21 protein-coding genes are annotated in these 18,806 nt (G+C 39.4%); 8 read left to right on the top strand and 13 right to left on the bottom strand.

The annotated features are described in order from the left end of the window. Positions 1 to 10 precede the first annotated feature (10 nt). Both VGT41_06795 and VGT41_06790 read right to left on the bottom strand, forming a co-directional pair. A complete protein-coding gene (locus tag VGT41_06795; protein ID HEV2601968.1) occupies positions 11 to 1,744 on the bottom strand; it encodes a hypothetical protein in 1,734 nt (577 codons plus the stop codon). An 89-nt stretch (positions 1,745 to 1,833) separates the two neighbouring features. Further along, on the bottom strand, positions 1,834 to 2,508 hold the full coding sequence (locus VGT41_06790) for a hypothetical protein (GenBank protein ID HEV2601967.1): 675 nt from the start codon (positions 2,506 to 2,508) through the stop codon (positions 1,834 to 1,836). Between the two features lie 200 nt (positions 2,509 to 2,708). On the opposite strand from VGT41_06790, the gene VGT41_06785 reads away from it, so the two are divergent. Together VGT41_06785 and VGT41_06780 are read left to right on the top strand one after the other, a co-directional pair. Continuing rightward, positions 2,709 to 3,182, top strand: a complete 474-nt coding sequence (locus tag VGT41_06785) for a MerR family transcriptional regulator (GenBank protein ID HEV2601966.1) — start codon at positions 2,709 to 2,711, stop codon at positions 3,180 to 3,182. Positions 3,183 to 3,256: 74 nt separating this feature from the next. Next, positions 3,257 to 3,727: a hypothetical protein gene (locus VGT41_06780; GenBank protein ID HEV2601965.1), complete on the top strand. Its 471-nt coding sequence runs from the start codon at positions 3,257 to 3,259 to the stop codon at positions 3,725 to 3,727. 55 nt (positions 3,728 to 3,782) lie between these two features. Here VGT41_06780 and VGT41_06775 read toward each other — a convergent pair whose 3' ends face one another. The 5 genes from VGT41_06775 to ddpX form a co-directional block, all read right to left on the bottom strand. Next, positions 3,783 to 4,226 carry a hypothetical protein gene (locus tag VGT41_06775; protein HEV2601964.1) on the bottom strand — a complete coding sequence of 148 codons (444 nt, stop codon included), beginning with the start codon at positions 4,224 to 4,226 and terminating at the stop codon, positions 3,783 to 3,785. A gap of 133 nt (positions 4,227 to 4,359) precedes the next feature. Further along, a complete protein-coding gene (locus VGT41_06770) occupies positions 4,360 to 4,722 on the bottom strand; it encodes a hypothetical protein (protein ID HEV2601963.1) in 363 nt (120 codons plus the stop codon). A gap of 60 nt (positions 4,723 to 4,782) precedes the next feature. Further along, positions 4,783 to 5,193 (bottom strand): hypothetical protein, encoded by a 411-nt coding sequence (locus VGT41_06765; GenBank protein ID HEV2601962.1) that lies wholly within the window; start codon positions 5,191 to 5,193, stop codon positions 4,783 to 4,785. A gap of 278 nt (positions 5,194 to 5,471) precedes the next feature. After that, complete coding sequence (locus VGT41_06760; GenBank protein ID HEV2601961.1) at positions 5,472 to 6,095, bottom strand: Maf family protein; 624 nt, start codon at positions 6,093 to 6,095, stop codon at positions 5,472 to 5,474. Positions 6,096 to 6,109: 14 nt separating this feature from the next. Then, positions 6,110 to 6,697 carry a D-alanyl-D-alanine dipeptidase gene (gene ddpX / locus VGT41_06755; protein HEV2601960.1) on the bottom strand — a complete coding sequence of 196 codons (588 nt, stop codon included), beginning with the start codon at positions 6,695 to 6,697 and terminating at the stop codon, positions 6,110 to 6,112. A 195-nt stretch (positions 6,698 to 6,892) separates the two neighbouring features. Between ddpX and VGT41_06750 the strand changes: the two genes are divergently transcribed. Continuing rightward, on the top strand, positions 6,893 to 8,422 hold the full coding sequence (locus tag VGT41_06750; protein ID HEV2601959.1) for a metallophosphoesterase: 1,530 nt from the start codon (positions 6,893 to 6,895) through the stop codon (positions 8,420 to 8,422). A 336-nt stretch (positions 8,423 to 8,758) separates the two neighbouring features. On the opposite strand, the gene VGT41_06745 is transcribed toward VGT41_06750, so the two are convergent. The 6 genes from VGT41_06745 to VGT41_06720 form a co-directional block, all read right to left on the bottom strand. Then, a complete protein-coding gene (locus VGT41_06745; GenBank protein HEV2601958.1) occupies positions 8,759 to 9,187 on the bottom strand; it encodes an NUDIX domain-containing protein in 429 nt (142 codons plus the stop codon). Continuing rightward, positions 9,187 to 9,885, bottom strand: a complete 699-nt coding sequence (locus VGT41_06740; GenBank protein ID HEV2601957.1) for a hypothetical protein — start codon at positions 9,883 to 9,885, stop codon at positions 9,187 to 9,189. Before VGT41_06740 ends, VGT41_06745 begins: the two co-directional genes overlap by 1 nt. 13 nt (positions 9,886 to 9,898) lie before the next feature. After that, positions 9,899 to 10,564 (bottom strand): CYTH domain-containing protein, encoded by a 666-nt coding sequence (locus tag VGT41_06735; GenBank protein HEV2601956.1) that lies wholly within the window; start codon positions 10,562 to 10,564, stop codon positions 9,899 to 9,901. Between the two features lie 438 nt (positions 10,565 to 11,002). Next, positions 11,003 to 11,623 carry a hypothetical protein gene (locus VGT41_06730; GenBank protein ID HEV2601955.1) on the bottom strand — a complete coding sequence of 207 codons (621 nt, stop codon included), beginning with the start codon at positions 11,621 to 11,623 and terminating at the stop codon, positions 11,003 to 11,005. Between the two features lie 114 nt (positions 11,624 to 11,737). Then, positions 11,738 to 12,241, bottom strand: a complete 504-nt coding sequence (locus VGT41_06725) for a hypothetical protein (protein HEV2601954.1) — start codon at positions 12,239 to 12,241, stop codon at positions 11,738 to 11,740. Positions 12,242 to 12,341: 100 nt separating this feature from the next. Then, positions 12,342 to 12,950, bottom strand: coding sequence for a hypothetical protein (locus tag VGT41_06720; GenBank protein HEV2601953.1), 609 nt, complete (start codon positions 12,948 to 12,950; stop codon positions 12,342 to 12,344). 49 nt (positions 12,951 to 12,999) lie between these two features. On the opposite strand from VGT41_06720, the gene VGT41_06715 reads away from it, so the two are divergent. The 5 genes from VGT41_06715 to VGT41_06695 all read left to right on the top strand — a co-directional run bounded on the left by VGT41_06715 (position 13,000) and on the right by VGT41_06695 (position 18,676). Then, positions 13,000 to 13,143: a hypothetical protein gene (locus tag VGT41_06715; protein HEV2601952.1), complete on the top strand. Its 144-nt coding sequence runs from the start codon at positions 13,000 to 13,002 to the stop codon at positions 13,141 to 13,143. Between the two features lie 152 nt (positions 13,144 to 13,295). Beyond that, complete coding sequence (locus VGT41_06710; GenBank protein ID HEV2601951.1) at positions 13,296 to 14,135, top strand: DUF2608 domain-containing protein; 840 nt, start codon at positions 13,296 to 13,298, stop codon at positions 14,133 to 14,135. A gap of 25 nt (positions 14,136 to 14,160) precedes the next feature. Beyond that, positions 14,161 to 15,261, top strand: a complete 1,101-nt coding sequence (locus VGT41_06705; GenBank protein HEV2601950.1) for a hypothetical protein — start codon at positions 14,161 to 14,163, stop codon at positions 15,259 to 15,261. Positions 15,262 to 15,726: 465 nt separating this feature from the next. Beyond that, a complete protein-coding gene (locus VGT41_06700) occupies positions 15,727 to 17,607 on the top strand; it encodes a Vps62-related protein (protein ID HEV2601949.1) in 1,881 nt (626 codons plus the stop codon). A gap of 295 nt (positions 17,608 to 17,902) precedes the next feature. Continuing rightward, positions 17,903 to 18,676: an ABC transporter ATP-binding protein gene (locus VGT41_06695; GenBank protein HEV2601948.1), complete on the top strand. Its 774-nt coding sequence runs from the start codon at positions 17,903 to 17,905 to the stop codon at positions 18,674 to 18,676. Positions 18,677 to 18,806: the final 130 nt, after the last annotated feature.

The raw sequence follows: 18,806 nt of genomic DNA, 5'->3' as shown, positions 1-18,806 counted from the left end.
TACTATTGTTCTAAAATGCAATCCCCACCTTCATCCACACACTCCATTCTGAAACCGCACACACGCGCTTTAAACCTCCCGCATCAAACGAAAGCTCTCCCCCAAATCCCATAAATGGAACCGCGGATCTGCACTCACTCCACTGATAACTAATATGCGTAAACACCGTATGCGCGACCGCTGATTCAGAAAGTGCTGATAAATTATCTATGTCACAATCGGTTAAAAATATAGCCTGTTTTGAACCAAAAACAGTATCGCGAACCAATGGAGGAATATTTGCGTCAGAACGTAATTGCAACAATGGTATAACATTACCTGCTATATTTAATGTTGCATCAAATCCTATACCATTTTCATCAACGCTATTATCTCCATTACGATTTCTAAAATCTCTGTTTGCATTACCTAAACCTTGTCCTGCATGCATCGTTGCTTGTGATTGCGTAACATTCAGCGCTACAAACTCATCTTCTGCATCAAATCCATACATTTGAGCATCACCTTTTACGGCAAATGACTTTTCAGGCAAACTTTGTCGCGCATGGAATCGCTCTGCCGTTCTTCCCCACAAATTATATCCAACGTCCCATGAAACGTTATTATGTTTATAACTCAGCTTAAGTACCATATCCAGTTCAAATGCAATATCAACATTCACCGTTAATGTCGTCTGGTTGATAGCTGGCATAATAACTCCATGATATTGCTGTTCTGCCGGTACATCACCAACTTGTAATCCTTGCACAACAGGATTACCCAATTCTTCAATTAACATATATCTGCTACTCGATCCATTTTTTTTCAAATCAAATGATCGTTTATGACGTGATCCAAATAAATGAATACCATTCAAGTCACCATAAATCGACCACGAACGGTCCCCACAATCATTTTCCCACATGATGGTGTGTCCTGTCAGACCAAATCCAAAGCCCCAATGGCGACCATTACCGACCAGTGGTTCAAAAAAATAAATACTTTTAGTCGTGCTGCCTGTTGGTACCACCACACGCACATTAAACCCAAAATGATAATAATCAGTAAGACAAGGATTCCACCCTAACGCAAAATGAATGTCAGAAAGTCCCGCTTGCTCTCGTGTACCATTAATACGACCATAGCGTAATGGCTGTAGATCGCCAATTGCACGCTCTCCTTTAAAAAAATCGGTCACACTCTTTGCAAGTTCAGATCGTTTGAGTTCTCTACTTGCCATGTATCCTGCAGGATCATTCATTTCACCAGCATTAATTATACGCTCACATAAACCCGCATTCCATCGCGTCTGCACGAACGGCACATATCCACGGACATACATACCAGGACACAGTGGATCTAATCCCGCAAAAAAATTAAAATCTAAAAAGATATTTTGAATCATTGGACTAAATTTTACACAACTTTTAAAATCAAGCGGCAACCCAAAATAATCTGCTAAGATATCATCCGAACTCCGCCGCGGCACTCGACTCCCTGAAAAAACAAATCGATCTGTACCAAAAAAATAAGTCGTCAAATTTGATGAATTAAATGAATGACTGTACCCAGCATTAAGAGTAAGCGCTGCATAGTCGCAGCAACAATCAGAATTTAGATTAATAGCATCTTGCCAACCAACCAACTCTCGCTCTGCGTGAACACTTTGTGATCGCGGCATCAAAAATGATCGTCCACGAACAAATGCGTACACAGGAGAGCACATAATTAAAAAAACAAACGTTATTATACATGACCGCTTCATATTCCTACACCTTTTTACAATCATACATAGGCATTAATCTCTAACACTTGCTGCATCCTAACAATCCACCTATGCGTCTGTCAAACCAATCATCTTTCTGCGTGCGTAATAAGCTCTAATAACTCTTTAAGAAGTTTTGTGTCACTACATTGCAACATCGCATTATCAATCGACGCATAAAAAAGTTTCTGCAACTGATCGGGCACAGCGTCCAGATGATCGACCATCTGACTGCATTCAAAAAGAGTGGCTTGGCTATCATCAAGTGCAATCAATTCTTTTGCATGTTTATACACAACACTCACCATATTTTCAAACTCCTTGCTCGTCATTGTAGATACACCCATGGTATGCGTATCAAATGCAATGTACGGTTTAATACGAACATCATCCAGGCGAGAAAGGAGCTCATCAATCCGCTCACACTGCATTATAAGCATTTTCCTGTACCCCGTTCGTAAGGCTGCCGTTTGCATTGATTGAGTCTGTAACCGTTTACGCGCAATGTCTTCATGCTCTTTTTGTGCATCATGGACGCGGGCTTTGACTAGTTCCACCTCATATACCATCTGCTCGACCTGATTATTATCCACCAGCCAGTGGTTCGTAATGGCCCCGTTAACCACCTCCTGCTTGCAAATAAAGGCTTTCCCATCAGCCATCTCTTTAGTATAATGAATGGATACCGTCTCAATAACCCCCCGTGCATGTAATACCCCTTGACAAAACATGACGACAAAAGTTACAGATAGAATGTTTTTCATAGGATTTATACTCCGTTATAGATATAGTACTCGTATTTGATAGCCCCCCGTAGGCACGTGGCAATAAGTTCCTCAAAAAGGAAATGATTTGTCAAAAAAAATATGATAAAATAAAGGAAAATGGTAAGAAAGCTCTCATAGGCCCCCTAGAGGCATATGAGAAAAAACGGAGTATTATAATAGGTATAAAGGATATTACAGTGGCTATTCAAAGAAAAAAAGGGTTTTTTTCTATCTCTGCGGTAGCGAAAATGTTTTCAGTACACCAGCAGACAGTTCGTCTTTACGAAAAAGAAGGACTTATTTGCCCAAAACGCTCCGCAGGCAATACCCGACTCTTTTCTGAAGAGGATATTGACCAGCTTGAAGAGGTTATTTACTTGACCCATCAGCTGGGCATAAACCTCGCTGGCGTTGAAATGATCCTAAAACTGAAAAAACAGATCAATAGCATGAAAAAAGAGATGAATAAACTCTTTGATAAAACCGAAGCACAACTTGATAAACAAACCGATATTTCAAAACAATTAGTGAAGGCAACGATCAAACAGTTGCATTCGAAAAAGAAAACCGATACGATCACCCCCAACATGTCAAACGTAACTTCTAAGAAACCAAATGAACAGCCAGAAGAACCATTAGATATTGATGATTGGAATGTTGAATATGATTAAGCGATCGATAAGATACAATCGGCACATGCGTATCGAAAAAAAAATAAGTATCACCCAAAAATGAAGGATACACAATGAAACAAAATGAAAATTTTTCTACACACGAAGACACAAACCAAGTTGTACTTTCACATGAACTATTAAACTTACTGCAATGGATGGTTATACACGAGGCTCCTCGGTTTAAAAAAATGATCAAAAAAGCCCTTTCCACTGGCTTACGCAACAAGATATATCATCCTGAATTTACTGAGAATCACAACCAAAAAGATGTACAATATGGCATCATTGAATTTTTTGGTCTTCTAGAATCACTGATGATGGAAGCAGTAAACGAACAGACCGTACAAGCAGCGCTAGAAAAAAATTTAATGCCCGCGATTGATCAAATTGATGGCACTATTTGCGATGACGAGACGGTAAGAACGAGCGTCGTACGCACCACATCAATGCTTGAGAATAATCCCCATAAAAATCCACAAGAAGCATTGTTTAAAGAGTTGCTAAAACAATGGCAGCCAAGTAAGAAAAAAGTATTTAATTAAATGCAATGAAATGGGGGCTTTGATAGCCCCCTTCTTTTTCTAGTGATAGCAGCGGTTACTCAGTGTCATCTCCCATAACCACTGTTTCAGATGATGTCGGCATTGCTGACATTTCTGCCTTTACTTTCATTTCTGCGCGCTTTTCTAGTAAACGCTCCCGTTCTTTACTTGCCTCTTCCTGTGAATCTCTTAAGCTTTGTTCTTCTTTTCTATGCATCTCTTTTTCTTTTTGTTTCATCTCTTTATGTTTATTTTTAAGCGCTTTTCGTTCCTCTTTCGTCCACTGCTCATCTATTGCTCGTTGCTCTTCTTTTTTATACATCTCTCTTTGCTGTTGCTCCATGTCGCTATTTTTTCTTTTAAGATCCTGCAGCTTTTCTCTATCTTGTCTTCTCATTTCTTTATCTGCATCACTTCTGTTTCCATGATATGCATGCACTACTTGCCCAAGAGCTAAACCGGTTAATGCAACTAAAAGTAATTTTCTTGTTGTATTCATAATGATCTCCTTGTCTATATATTGTTAGATACTCGCCCCACAACGCATGATCGTGATTAGTAAAGAAAGGGCTTTTTTCCAAGCCCCTTCCCTGTATTGTTCTATGACAATCTGATGAGCACTGTATTAGGTACTATACAGATACTGTGGTCGTACCTTCTTTCATATGTTCACGTTGCTCTTCCATTTCAGTGCGTTGCTCACTCGTTTTTTCTATTTTTGCTTCTTTTTTTTCATGAACCGTTCTCACTTGTTCTCTCTCTTGCTGATGCCTTTTTCTCATGTCTATCATCTCTTGCCTCTGACGTTTTCTCAAACTTTTCTCCGCATCGCTATATCGTTCAGTTTCACGTTTTTGCTGTTTTTCACAACGCTTGTCCCCTTTTTGACACGATGCATACTTACCATATGTACGTTTCCCATGAACTGCATGCGCTGCTTGTCCGAAAGTTAAACCGGCCAATGCAATTAAAAATAGTTTTTTTGCTGAATTCATAATGATCTCCTTATCTGCATGTATACTATGTATAGTTCTCTTGCTTTATTCGACTGCTATTTATTCTTGTGTAATCGGCGTTGATGTTACAACTTCAGATACTGGTTGGGTCATCACTGGTTCTGTTGCCACAGGTTGCGATGATACTGGCTCAGACATTGTTGATGTTTGTGGCATTGGCATTACAGGCTCTTGAGGTACTGGTGGTGTAGGCATTGGAGGCACTGAATACTGCGTCTCATCCCATCGCGCTTGTTTTCTTGTCTCTCGCTCCTGACGCCTTGCTGCTTGCACTGATTCACGTTCTTGACGTCGTTGCTCTCGACAATCCGGATCATTCATATCACAAGACGGTCGTGTTCCATATGAAGGACGTCCCGCATATGACGGACGATCAGCTTGCATTTGAACTCCTAGACCAACTGCCAAACTACCTAATACCGCTAAAACCAGTTTTTTGTTTGTATTCATAATGATCTCCTTAACAATGTGCTATAAAACTATATTGATACGGATACCTATGCGGTACAATGCCGCATACATATTATTTTTAAACCCATACCTACACACACCCAAGGATACATTTAGACAGTCATATAATGACTGATAACCTCCTAAACATTTCCTTTATTTACTGATTATAGCAATTCAAACAAGATCAAATCAATGGTTTTTAAATAATAAAAAGCCACAGGCAGAATTGACCCGTGGCTAATTTGTAGCTAAAAAAAATTATAAAAAATAGTAAATTAAGGCTTTTTATCAAAAAATCCAATATCTACGAGCGATTCTCGCAGCTCAAACACCGGCAATCCCATGACCGTGGTATAGGAGCCATGCATTTCACGTAAAAATAGTGAGCCAACCCCTTCGATGGCTATTGCACCCGAAACCTGCAATGCATTGCAATGGGAAAAATAATAGTCCATCCATTCATCGGGAATAATAAACTGATACTGCGCTTGCACATATCGCACGATACGTGCAACCGTATGCCACTGCTGATTTTTATATTCTTTTTTTTCTAAACAAAATGCCGTGCCGGTACTCATACCCGCACGTGCTTCTTGGATCAGTTCAATAGCATGCTCTTTTGATGTTGGCTTACCATTAATGTGCCCCTTACTATCTTGCCCAAGCGTATCTGCAGTGAGCACAAATGCAATGTCGCCTTCTTTGCCCACCGGCATAATCACATGCTGCATTTTAAAGAGGGCAATCGATTCAACGACTTTTTGTAATGTTTGTCCCCAATCACACTGCGCCTCATCTGCAGTCTGTTTGAGTAGCGTAAATTGAATGCCAACTTCTTTTAAAAGCTGTTGACGAGAAGCTGACGAGGATCCAAGAAATAAAACCTGCTGTTGTTGCATACAATCATTCCTACTTATACTTGAACATCTTGAATTGGATATTTTTCCCAACCTTTAAAATCATAATGCCACCATTCCCACGATACTCCGGTAAAACCATGTTTTAGCATCTTAGTTTCCAACAATATCCGATTGGCAGCTTCCACAGTAGTAAGGCCAGAAAAGTCTCGATGTGCTCGCTGACTAAAATCATCAAATTCGCTCCCCATAGGCAGCTCGTTACCGTGCGCATCAACAAGCGTAAGATCTACTGCACAACCACGATTATGACGTGATCCCTTTTCTGGAGGCATTACATACCGCGCATCTGGCATAATATTCCAAAATATTCTTTGCACAGAAAGTGGTCGATAGCCATCCCAAATTTTTAGACGTAGCCCCAATGGTGCTAACTCTTTCTGTACCTCCGCTAGCGCGCACGCTACCACTCGCTCAAGGAAACAGTTCGCATTTGGATACACTACTTTTCCGGTAAAGTTATTTTCTGTTGCATACCGAATATCAAGTACCACATCAGGAACAATCTCTAATATATTAACCAAATCGGCTGAAAGGATATTCATACTAAAAATCACCAAAAATAATAATTTTTTACTTTTCATCATGCCCCTCAAAATTACACCGCGATAGATTATACCGTAATACGCCCTTTAATCAAATGTAGCATATTCGTAGTGCCGCCAGCTATAGACAACCAACTCTGATTCTGTTGCTTTAGGGGAAAATGTTATACAATAAGCAAAAAACAATATTTTTACAATACAATTACTCACCTCTATACAACGAAAGAATGTCATATGAAAAAACAGTTTCTACTTCTCACATTGTTCGCATTATATAGCACATCAACCATACCGCATCTTTCAGCGCAACATGATATATCGACCATTCCTCAGAATGAGCCAAGGATTCATATTATAGCTGACATCGAAGGCAGCTGGGAAAAAGTAAGAACATTTGCTGAAAAAAGCGATATTCTCTTTTTAAATCCTGATGATCCTTCTGATTATAGAGCAACAATTCGAGGTGAAAATGTATTATTTATATTTATTGGAGATGCATTTGACAAAGAAGCAGATAATGAAAAAATAGCTCTTTTTCTGATACATCTTAAAAAGACATATCCCGATAAAGTAATACTTCTTTTAGGTAACAGGGATATTAATAAATTACGGTTCTTTGGTCTTCAAGAACTTACCAATACAGCGCTCAACATGGACGATGACACAACCAAATTTTTACCAAACCGATTCAGACTAAGTGGTTGGGAACCATTGTTTAAAAATTGGCTCAGTAAAATAGTAATTACCGCTGATGGACAAGAAACACGCCTAAATCTTATTGATGGCATTCCCACAGAATATACCCATGGCAAAAATCAAGAAGCCGATAAAATTTTAAAGTTAAAATTCTTGTTTCAAGAGACGCTCGGTGCAGGAATGTTGATCAAAGATAATGCATTAATCTCGACACGCAATGCATTTGATAATTTTAAAAAAGAGATACAAGCCAAAACTGATAAACAAGCATATGATGCCTATATAGAATTTGTAAAGCCGGAAGGTCTAGTCGTGGAATATCTCCAACTAGCACAATTGGTTTACCTTGATAAAGCTACAGGAACAATTTTTATACATGGTGGATTGTCACATGAAAATTTCGGTTATGTACCAGAAACTGCAAACGGTAAAAATGATTCACAACGCATTGCGGACATTGATAGATGGATTGAAGCATTAAATCATTGGGCGCAAGAACGCATTCAAGATGGCATCACAGGGAATGTTGATGGGGTTTTGCCTCTCATTGAATATCAAGAACCTACAATTATTACTAACAAAGATGGATTAAAGATATGGGGCACAGAACCAAATCCATACAGTGTTATTCAAGTAAGACCATGGGGGCCAGACAAGAATTTAGCGCCACTTAATGACGAACTCATCGCACTATTACTCAAACATGGTATTAATAAAATCGTATTTGGACATTCTCCTGTAGGAGAAGTTCCCGCCATTGCAAAAAATGAGGATGGAACGTTTATTAGTGTTGCAGCCGACACTTCGTATGCAAACGCACCTCATACTCGTAATGCTGTGGTGGAAGTAACCAAAGGTGGTGTGACTGTATATGCCGACTATTATGAAAACAAGGGAACTGTAAAAAATACACTTGTTTATAGCTCAAACGATCCACGAGTTGGAATCTCAACAATGATTGATGGCAAAAAATACTGGAATATTAGTCCAATTCATGACGATACAGATATGCTTCAGGCTAACTGGTCGGCTCCTGCAGTAACCTATCAAATCGTGCCAATACAATAGTAAATATGATAAAAGATGATTATATAATCTGTCGCTCCCTGCAGCCGCACAACTTTCTGGATTGCTTCTCAGGCTCGCAACGACTGCGTGATATACCTTATGCTCTGTAGCATGTGACAGCACTATGTAATACGCTTTTCAAAATAAACATTCTCAAAGACAGAGGGTTGCTCTAAGCATTTTTGATTCACCCCGTAGTCGTCACGAGCCTGCGTGGTGATCCAGGTTATTAAGCGCTCAGTATGAGCGCGACCAAATTATTCTTTATTAACATGTTAGTTAAAAACTGACTTCATTAAAAAAGCGAGCGAATATTGTATTCGCTCGCTTTTTATCTCAATTCACTGAATGTAAAAACCCATACATAAACCCATACACCGCTTGACGCGCATGCTCAGTAGTATCTGTTGGCAACTGGCAAAAAGAAAACCATTGAGCATCTGAATGTCGATGCGGTTCATGATTTACCGGTGTTCCTTCCCAACGAGTTGCTAGAAAATAAAATCCAAAAATATCTCGCGTATTGATTTCACTTGCTTGCACTTGCAGCACATGCACCAACTGCAGATCATCTTCCTGGATCACCACATTAAGCTCTTCTGCCGCTTCTCGTACTGCAGCTGCAAGGATGGTTTCTCCTTTTTCTATCAACCCACCGGGAAAATTCCATTGTCCTGATGCCCAATCGGTATCATGCCGTTTAACCAAAAAATACTCTTGATCTTTTTTGAGAATAATTCCAACGTACGCCGGCGTCATATGCATTATTGTACTCGCGTTACCTTTGGTAAGTCATATACTATCGCATCAAAATTATCTCTTTCCATCTTAACACCTTTCCCGTGCAAATCACGTACCTGCTTTTGTTGCATCTGTAACACAACTGCCAAGCGCTCCTGGGTAGGCAATATCGTTCTACGCACCAAAGCACTTCTCTTTCGCTTTGGTTTAGAGTCTGTCGATTTATACTCAGTAACTGATTTTGCAAAATTATTCTTTAATGAGCTTAACAAGAGACTCTCCGCTGGAGGATTACCAAACCAAACCCGTTGACCATTGCGAGCATCTACAATGCGCTGAATAATAGAACATTTTTGCTCTGGTTGTTTCGCGGCAGCATCTTGCTGAACTGCATACAGTACACATTGCCTCTTAAATTCCTCTTCTGCCGCCTCATCGAGCTCATCTACCTCACTCTTTCTTCTTCGTTGCAAACTAGACAATTCAGGATTCAATGTAAATGGCTTTTCTTCTTGTTGCCGTCTATATTCTTCTTCTGCTTGCTGTAATTTTGCCAACTCCAGATCTAAGTTAAAACCGCTTTCTTCCTTCTGTTTTTTCAAGGCCAGCGCATATAATTCTCGTATCAAACTACTACACTCCTCTGCGTCAGCTGCATAAACCGAAAAAGGCATAAGAGCGATAACTGCCAATAACATCTGTATTCGTTTTATTACTATCATGTAATCACTCCGTTTATAATTGAGTTCTGTATATTTTGTCTTCTTCTAAAATAAATCGTCCATTGAGGTACTGCTTAAAATTATTTTTTCGCAACAACAATGTTCCATATCCTCCTGTCCGCAAGGGCCGTAACTGCAATCCAGCAAGCAACAATTCCATTTCTATTTTAACTGCTGCAAGCATTTCTATATTTTTGGCCATCAACTCAATTTCAAGAAACGTTCCCAAATCTGCAACTTCATCAACACAAATCGTAAAATCTTTATGCGTATATGAGCTACGTACTTTATCAACGGTATAATACTCAATAAAATTATTGGCACTTTTAATCGAATCTAGACTTGCATGCGACACGGGCTGCAACTGAAGACTTATCAACAATGCATTAACTTTTTCTAAATCCGATTCCTGCAACGGCAATGCAAAGCTATGCTCTTCACAATAATCTTGAATGGCTAAATCAGGGTTTTCGAGAGTCGCACGATTAAATTTAAAATCGAGCTTTTTACCATTGCGAATGCGAATGAAAATACCTTTTTGATACAGCTGCCCCTGCTCGTTATCAAAATATACATCTACATCATGCTTACGATGTAAAAATTGAAACGATGCTAAAAATGGGGATACCTGTTCTGGTTGCAGAATTTCATAACGAAGTTCAATTTCAATGGTATTCATAACGGTTTCCTAAAAAATAGTGCTTAGATTTTCCACGCTTTAGAATACCAAAAAAAATAAACTACCAGAATCTATGATGATGTTTTATACAATCATAGATCCTGATAGTCTTATCGCTTATCCGAAAATTAGTTAGTGGATTAATGTATTGCAAAATATTGCAATGGTTGGAGATTGTGGGAAGTTGTTGACTCCCGATCGTCTTCACGAGCGAATGCGTGGTGATCCAGGCAATTGTGCGCTCAATTTGAGCGCTACAAAATAGATCATTCCTAATTGTATTCATCTAAATATTTCTTTATTAATCTGGATCGCCACGCACGCCAATGGCGGCTCGCGACGACGACCGTGGGTTCTTGTTCTGGTTGCTTTCAAATATGGCGAAAAAGAATTTTCGGATAAGCTCTTATAAACTTAACACAACGATCTTAAAAACTATCAATCAACTTTGAAATTTTGTTTTTTCCGATCTTGTAATCGCTGTTTTTCTTTTTCTATTGCTTGTTGTACCTTCGCAGCGTCGACAGCAGAAATTTTTGTTTCACGCGCAAGATTTCTTGGCGCGCGAACACCTTTTGCGCTCTGTCTATCAAGCTGCTTATTAAGAGTATCTTCAATCGATGGCTGTTGTGGTTCATTTAATTGTGCTGTCATTTTGGCAAGACGCGCATTTCTAGAAAGAATCGATCGTTCTTCCTGTGCATAGAGCGGTTGTTCTGCCAAGAATTTTTTTCGTCGTTGCTGCTGCTCGTATGCTTGCTTTCCTCGTTCACGCTCTTGAAGACGATTTTTTCTCAGTTCTTGAAGGCGCTGGTATTGTTGGTATTTTTTGTAAAAACCATACACGGTTATTACTGCAGCAGTAAGAGCTACAAACTGTTTATTAGATATACGATTTTGACTATGTAACTTTGCCTGCATAGTCGATACACCTGAACATACCACATCTCTTATGCGAAGATACATCGCACCCTCTTGCGCAGCGTTTATTGGCCCACACGTGATAATAACAGCCGCCACCATCATTGATAAGAATGTTTTTTTAGAAATTCTATCCATAATACCCCCCTACTATTAGAATAAAATGTACTATCTGTATAATAAATATAGTACACTTATTTTCTATTTGTGCAAAAGGGGCTTTCTCCAGGCACAAGACATGGGGCTTCTGATTTAATCTATTATTGGTCGCATTCTTGCTTCTTTTATTTTTTTCTTATCAACTTCTGAAATGCGCGTTTTACGACCAGGCTTTATCAACATATTGTAATGAGGTGGCGCCTTTTTATATCTACTTGCAGAAGCTGCAAATGTGTTTTCAGGCTCTCCTCGTCGCGCTAACCGAATTGCTGCTATCGCTTGCTCAGCTAATACGCTTTCATTTTTTACCGTAAGAGCATCAATAGCATACTTCGGTTGTATGAGAATATCTGTGCCATCATACTGCGACAAGCCTTGCAAACGCGCTTGCTCCGCTCTATCGCTTATCGTTTGTCGCATACGGAGTTCATCTATTTGCCGTTGGCGATCCAATTCCGCCACACGTGCATTCACACTACCAGAACATACTTCAACCCAATCGTCTTCCATGGAATATGTATTAAAAAATGTGAGTGCAACAACAAATGCCAAAATGATGTTAGATTTTTCATACTCATTATGTTCTCTGAATATCAATTTATTCCGCTTTCTGTAGTATATCGCAAGATAATACTACAATACACATACTTTCAAATCGATACCTTTGCTGAGCAACGACCTACGATGTATAAATGATTTACTCACTTTTATTTATTGCAGCTTTCAACCGTCCCCTACGCCATTCTATTGCGCCTAAACGATTTTTATTAAAAGTTCTTGCTCCTGCAACTGTTAACGTACTTGAACGTAAACTATTTCCACGAAATTTTTTCCTGTTTGCAGGACTAAAGCGCCCAGTAGAAACAGTATGTAAAGATGTTGGGCTCATCAATGTACAACTTGCCCGTACTTCATCTTCTTCCTTGAGCTCGCTATCTGAAGCATCTGCACCTACAACTCCTCTCATTTCTTTCATAAAACACTGCAACCGGTTGGAAAGTGCCATACTCTGCGCTTGCATCTGCTGCCGTACAGCATGTAGCAAATTCTGAGTGTGCTGTTGAAACTCCTGTTCAAACTGATGTAAAAATTGCGCATGCTGCTGGGCAATAAATTGGCTTAATTGTTCCACCGTTATAATCCTCTGTTCATCTCCGCATTTTTCTTGCTGTATATCAACATCACCATTATCACTCGCGATCCCTGATGCAGGAACAAAAAAAGGACGTTCTGGAGAAAGACCATCTAAAGGTGTAGACAAGGGAGAATAATACAGCGGCAAGTCTCCTATGCCATTTTGTCCCATACTGCTCATCACCTGCCCATTGATCGTAAGGACATACTCAGGTTCAGGAGTGAAATGTTCATTGCCACCAGAAGAATTTTCATTGCCAGCAGAACAATGTTCATCAGATGCAATAGCATATGATGAAATAAGAACTATTAAACTGAGAAAAAATTTTGTACATCTTGCATTAGTATCCCCTTCTATGCCCTAACTTTATTTTTTTCTAAACCCTATATAAGTGCTTCCAAAAAATGACTATACTATAATCGTCTCTCAAAAAGATATCTTTGCATTATAAAGAACTATGCCCAATTGTAGTATGATCAATGACTATAAACTGTCTCTAACCATAGGAGTGACCTGATGAAGTGTCAAAAAAATAGATTAGTTCCTTTCCTGATAATCCTTGCTTGCACTAGCTTTGGCAGTTGGTTTTATACAACCGCCAATAGCCCTATCCAAACAATTCACTCTTTTAATGAAGTTGATTTCGATGCAATAGATACAGATACGCTTGTACTCTTTGATGTTGATGAAACGCTTGTACAACCGATTGATACCGCTTTTACTAAGAATTGGGCAAAACGGGACAATTTTCAAAAAAAACTCATCGCAGAACATCCAGAAATTAAAAACTGGGATATTTATATGAGCATTGCTGTGACCGATATACCACGCCCATTACTAGAGCCGATGATTATCGACACAATAGCAAAACTACAAAATAGAGGAGTTGCTGTTATCGCCTGCACCGCTATGGAAACGGGAAAATATGCAACAATAGAAAAACTAGAAGCCTGGCGCTACAACCATTTAGCATCCCTAGGATTTCATGGATCGTTTGCCAATATAATGGTCAATCTGCCAACCAAAGCACGTAACCCAGTATTTTACAAGGGGGTCTTAGTAACTGATTCCGAACTTAAAGGTCCTATCGTATTCTCATTTTTAGACTATATTCACCGCACGCCAAAAAAAATCATTCTGTTCGATGACTATATGCCACAACTAAAATCAATAGAGCAAGCATGCAAAGAAAATAATATTTCATTTCAAGGATACCATTATGAAGGTGCAATAGAAAAACCATGGGATGATGAACTCATTCAGTTCCAGGCAGAATACCTCCTTAAAAATAAACAGTGGTTACCCGATGCGGATGCACGTGTATTGATGCAACAACAACCAGAAATTGCGTATTAAAATTTCATAAAAAAAGAGACATACAATGAAGCTACTAGTAACCACTGCACTAGCAATCATCTTATTAGGAACAGGTAATACGAATATATACGGTGCCGCCGAAACTGAAAAAAGTGCTGTGTCTGACGAAGAACAAAATGCACTTAACTACATTTGTCATACAGCGCAACAACAAGGAAACTTTAATATACTACAAAAGCTACTAACCAACTGCAAAAAACTCATGCAGTCCATGAAGGTCTCCCCTTCTACCTATACAAAAGAAAATATCCAGCAAGCCAACGCACAGCTGCACGTCCTTCTCGAGGCGTCAACACCTCAGGCACAAACTGCCACTGAAATACAACGTGCAATACATCATAACACCGCCCCAGCACTCATCCTCTCCGTGCTACTCGCAAAAGATGAAAGTCTAGCCGATTTATTAGCACGCACTGTTACAGTAGCACAAACACAGTTACCAAAAGTGAAAAATTCAGGACAATCTAATTCTCTTTCCGCAATAGATCTTAACACTCCTGCGGCTCAGGCATTATCTCCTATTATTGCATCACTAGAATCGGCCCAAATACAATTAAGATCAGAACAAAACGCATCCCCAAATTTTCCAGATCATACAATTGAAAGCATCATGTATCACAATCACATAGCCCCAACTCAATCTGAGCTACTTCGCTTAGCACAGCGCATGCAATCAGATGAATGGAAACTTTTAGACCAAGAAGTAAAGACTACGGAACTTTTGAAAGTATTCCAAAAGCACGCGAACATGACTGGCAGCATGCAAAACTTTGTACAAAACTTACTTCCTGAAACGCCACTACCTACCCCACCTTCTTTCATAGGAACAATAGTTCCCTCACGGAAAGATTGTTTAGATCTGGCACAAAATATAGTCAGTAGCCCTCTGACTGGCCTTGCTGGTTTTGCCGCAACACAAGTATATAAAAAACAAAAGGGGCCAACACAAATAGGTAATTGGCTAGCGATAGCATCAGCAGCTCATGTTGCTGGAACTACAATTCAAAAATTCCGTAATCACCGCAAACAATTACAGCAATACGAAGGTCAAAAAAATAAAATTCTCCAAGCTCGCACGCAACATAACGGTACCAATCCAGAATAAAACCCCAATAAATTACCTTTAGATCTTATCCGAAAATTACTCGCCATATTTAAAAAGATATAATAAGAACAAAAAATCCCCGATCGTCGTTGCGAGCCGCCATTGGCGTGCGTGGCAATCCAGATCAATAAAGGAGATATTTAACTGAATTCAATTAAAAAAATGATTTATTTTGTCGCGCTCAGGCTGAGCACACAATTTCCTGGATCACCACGCATGCGCTCGTGAAGACGATCGAATATCAACCCATCTTAGAATCCCCATCTATTGCAATATTGTTCTCGACTAAGAGTTTCTGGATAGGCTCTTACTATGCGCACGCTTAATGTATGTTGTGCGGTGAAAAAACCATGTATTACACATTGCAGATGGTTACTTAAAAAAATTCATTGTGGTGTACACATCTATTGAGCTAAGTTCATAGTATTGAATTGTGTGTGTTATACAATAAAAAGGTACGAAGTAATGAACAAAGTTATAAAGCAAATCAGGTTATATTTACTTCTATACAGCATAACATTCTTATTGCCTATTAACGCTGTCAACGTGGTTGTTCATAACACCATTCTCGTTTCTATGTACGCCCGCTGGGAATTTGCGGGAGATTATTTTAGACGGGATATACCAGCAGCAACTAAAAAAACCGTCGTAGGACCCGATGGTAATCCATTAGAAGAGATTGTCGCAGGGATAAAAGGAGTAAATGATTGGCGACTTCATATCGGTTTTTCAGACGTACACACTAAAGGTGCACAAATAGGGCAAGCGTGGGGAACAAATCCTGAAACAGGCGAACCGCTTGTATTTACTGCGCAGATGCTTAATGGTAAAGGAGAATGTTGGGGAGTAAAACCAGATGTATATTCTGCTCCTCTGGGACAGGCAGTATATAATAATTTTAGCCTTACCGTGGTACCCAAAAAAAATCCCGCTGATAATAATAATTGGTGGCCCAGCTTTGAGATTTCAAGAATTGACGCAAATGTGTTTGATCCATTAATTAAAGCGTTTGCTCCCGTTAAAAAGTTTTTTAGTAACATTGGAAAATATGGCGCTGAAGGAATTTTAATTATAAACGCATTAGCCAAGCGCCGACCCATTACCGGGTTTCAATTAAAAACTCCGGCAAAATATGTTCGTAAATCAGCGCAACCAACGCCACCAAATGTAATGCAAGAACGAGCTGCATTAATACAAGCGAAAGACAATCTACTTGAAACAGACATTGAACTACAATCATTGTATGATGAAGAAATTAACATTCTTGATGCCATAAAAAAATATAGCCCTATTTTTTACGTGCATCCTGATGATTTAGCTGGTCCAATTGCGCCAGCAGATTTTTTTGCTGGTGAAACGACAATGATCAGAGAAGGCGCGCGCCCGAGCGAAGGGGGCAAAGTCGTGATACCTCTGGGAAAAGTAACATTTCGCAAACTGTCCGATCTCACTCAAGCACATCCTGAAAAAAAATATTTTATCTGGCATGGTACTCCTGGAGATCCACTGAAATATGATAAAAGAATTTTTTATGGTTCAAATCCAGCACTTTATCCAGACGGCGTTCCCATGCATGTCACTACATTTTATGGAATCAAACAAGACTTATCTATTGATACCAATTATTTTTACATTCAATGGCTCTGTCTTTTTGGATACAACCAGCCATATGATATCAAAGTTCCGCTCGGCACTATTTTCCAGGGAGATGCCCGTGATTTTCAAAATGCTCATGAAGGCGATTTGGAACATGTAACCATGAAAGTAAATGCGAAAACAGGCAAGCTTGAGGCTATTGAATATGGCGCACATGGAATAAAAGAAGGAATGTGGCTGTATGCTCCTGGCTCTACCAATAATCCGTTAAAAGAATTTATGGTGGAAGATGGACACCCGATTGTTTTCTGTGCATATGGCGGACATGGAAACTACCCACGAGAAGGTGTGTACACCCGCATTTATGGACTTGCAAATGATGTGACAAAAAAAGGCAAAATGTGGCGATTAACGGAAAAAAATATTTATCGCACGGTCAGAAGTACCAGCGCTGGATTTAATCCAATAGTGCATGACGATAATCCAGATCATTTTGGCTATCTCGATTGGAATGGCAATTTAGGCCCGCGAGGCATCTCTTCATATATTAATAAAGATTGGTTTGGCAACATTGAGGAGATTCCGTTACCGCAAGAAATGCGCAACCCGATTGATGTTCATACCAATCACTTTTGTCCTGGCCCAAATCCGAGCGCTACTTGCATACGCGATAAAGCTAAAAAATCTGCGCCTCCGGGAGATAAGCCTTCTGGTTGGGTGAAATTTCTTTTTGATATCGGGGTGATGTAAGAGCGCTCATTACATTTTTTACGCTTGCTTTGCATGCCACCTGTGCTATGCTGTATTCGTTATTTTAAAACTCAATTGGATATCGATATCCAGAAGGTTCAATGGTGAACTATGAAAGTTTCTATTCCATCTCTTAATTAGCAATTAAATTTTTATAATTTTTTTTGCTTTTTTCTTTTTTAATCCATTTACATAAGCCCTTTTTGCAAGGCAACAGTATATTTTATAAAAATATTGGATGTTTTTTGTTCACACACAATAACACCATCTCTCACATCATTTACAAAGGAACACTATGTCAGTTCTTCGCGTTAACAATCTCAGTAAAACATTTTCCTCCGGCTTTTGGCCATTCACCTCAACGCACAGTTACACCGCCGTGCAGGACATCTCTTTCGAACTAAAAAAGGGAGAAATCTTGGGCTTTCTTGGACCCAATGGTGCAGGAAAAACAACAACCATTCAAATGCTATTGGGAACATTAACACCAAGCAGCGGAACAATTTCGTATTTTAACATGGATTTTGCACGTCATCGTATTGCTGCACTCAAAAAAATCGGTTATGCAAGTGGATATGATAAACTTCCTGCTCGCCTATCGGTACTTGAAAATCTGGATATTATAGGTCGTATGTACAGCATGCCAACGCACCATCGCGCACAACAGATTGAAAAACTGTTACAGTTTTTTGGAATCTGGGAACTGCGCAATCAACAAACAGGGTCGCTTTCGGCTGGTCAAGCAACACGAGTGATGCTCGCAAAAGCATTTATTTGTGATCCAGAAATTGTACTGCTTGATGAGCCAACTGCAGCGCTTGATCCGGACGTTGCACAGGAAGTGCGAAAATTTATTTTAGCACAACGCACACAACGCAATATTTCTATTTTAATCACCTCACACAACATGAATGAGGTCACCGAACTGTGTGACCGTGTCATCGTGTTAAAAAAAGGAATCATAATAGCAGATGATACACCGGAACTTTTTAGCGCGATCAATATCACAAGTCAAAATACATCTTACCATTGCTGGCGATCCAACCCGCGCTCTTGCATATCTCCATGAAACACAACGCCCACACACCGTTCAAGACAATCATCTAACTATTGAAGTTGATGAATATGCTATCGCACAATTTTTAATACATTTGGCTGAACATAAAATCATGTATTCACATATCTCAATTGATAAACCG

Source organism: Candidatus Babeliales bacterium (genome assembly GCA_035944115.1).
Lineage (GTDB): Bacteria > Babelota > Babeliae > Babelales > Vermiphilaceae > DASZBJ01.
This window is presented reverse-complemented; position numbering and strand designations above follow the sequence as displayed.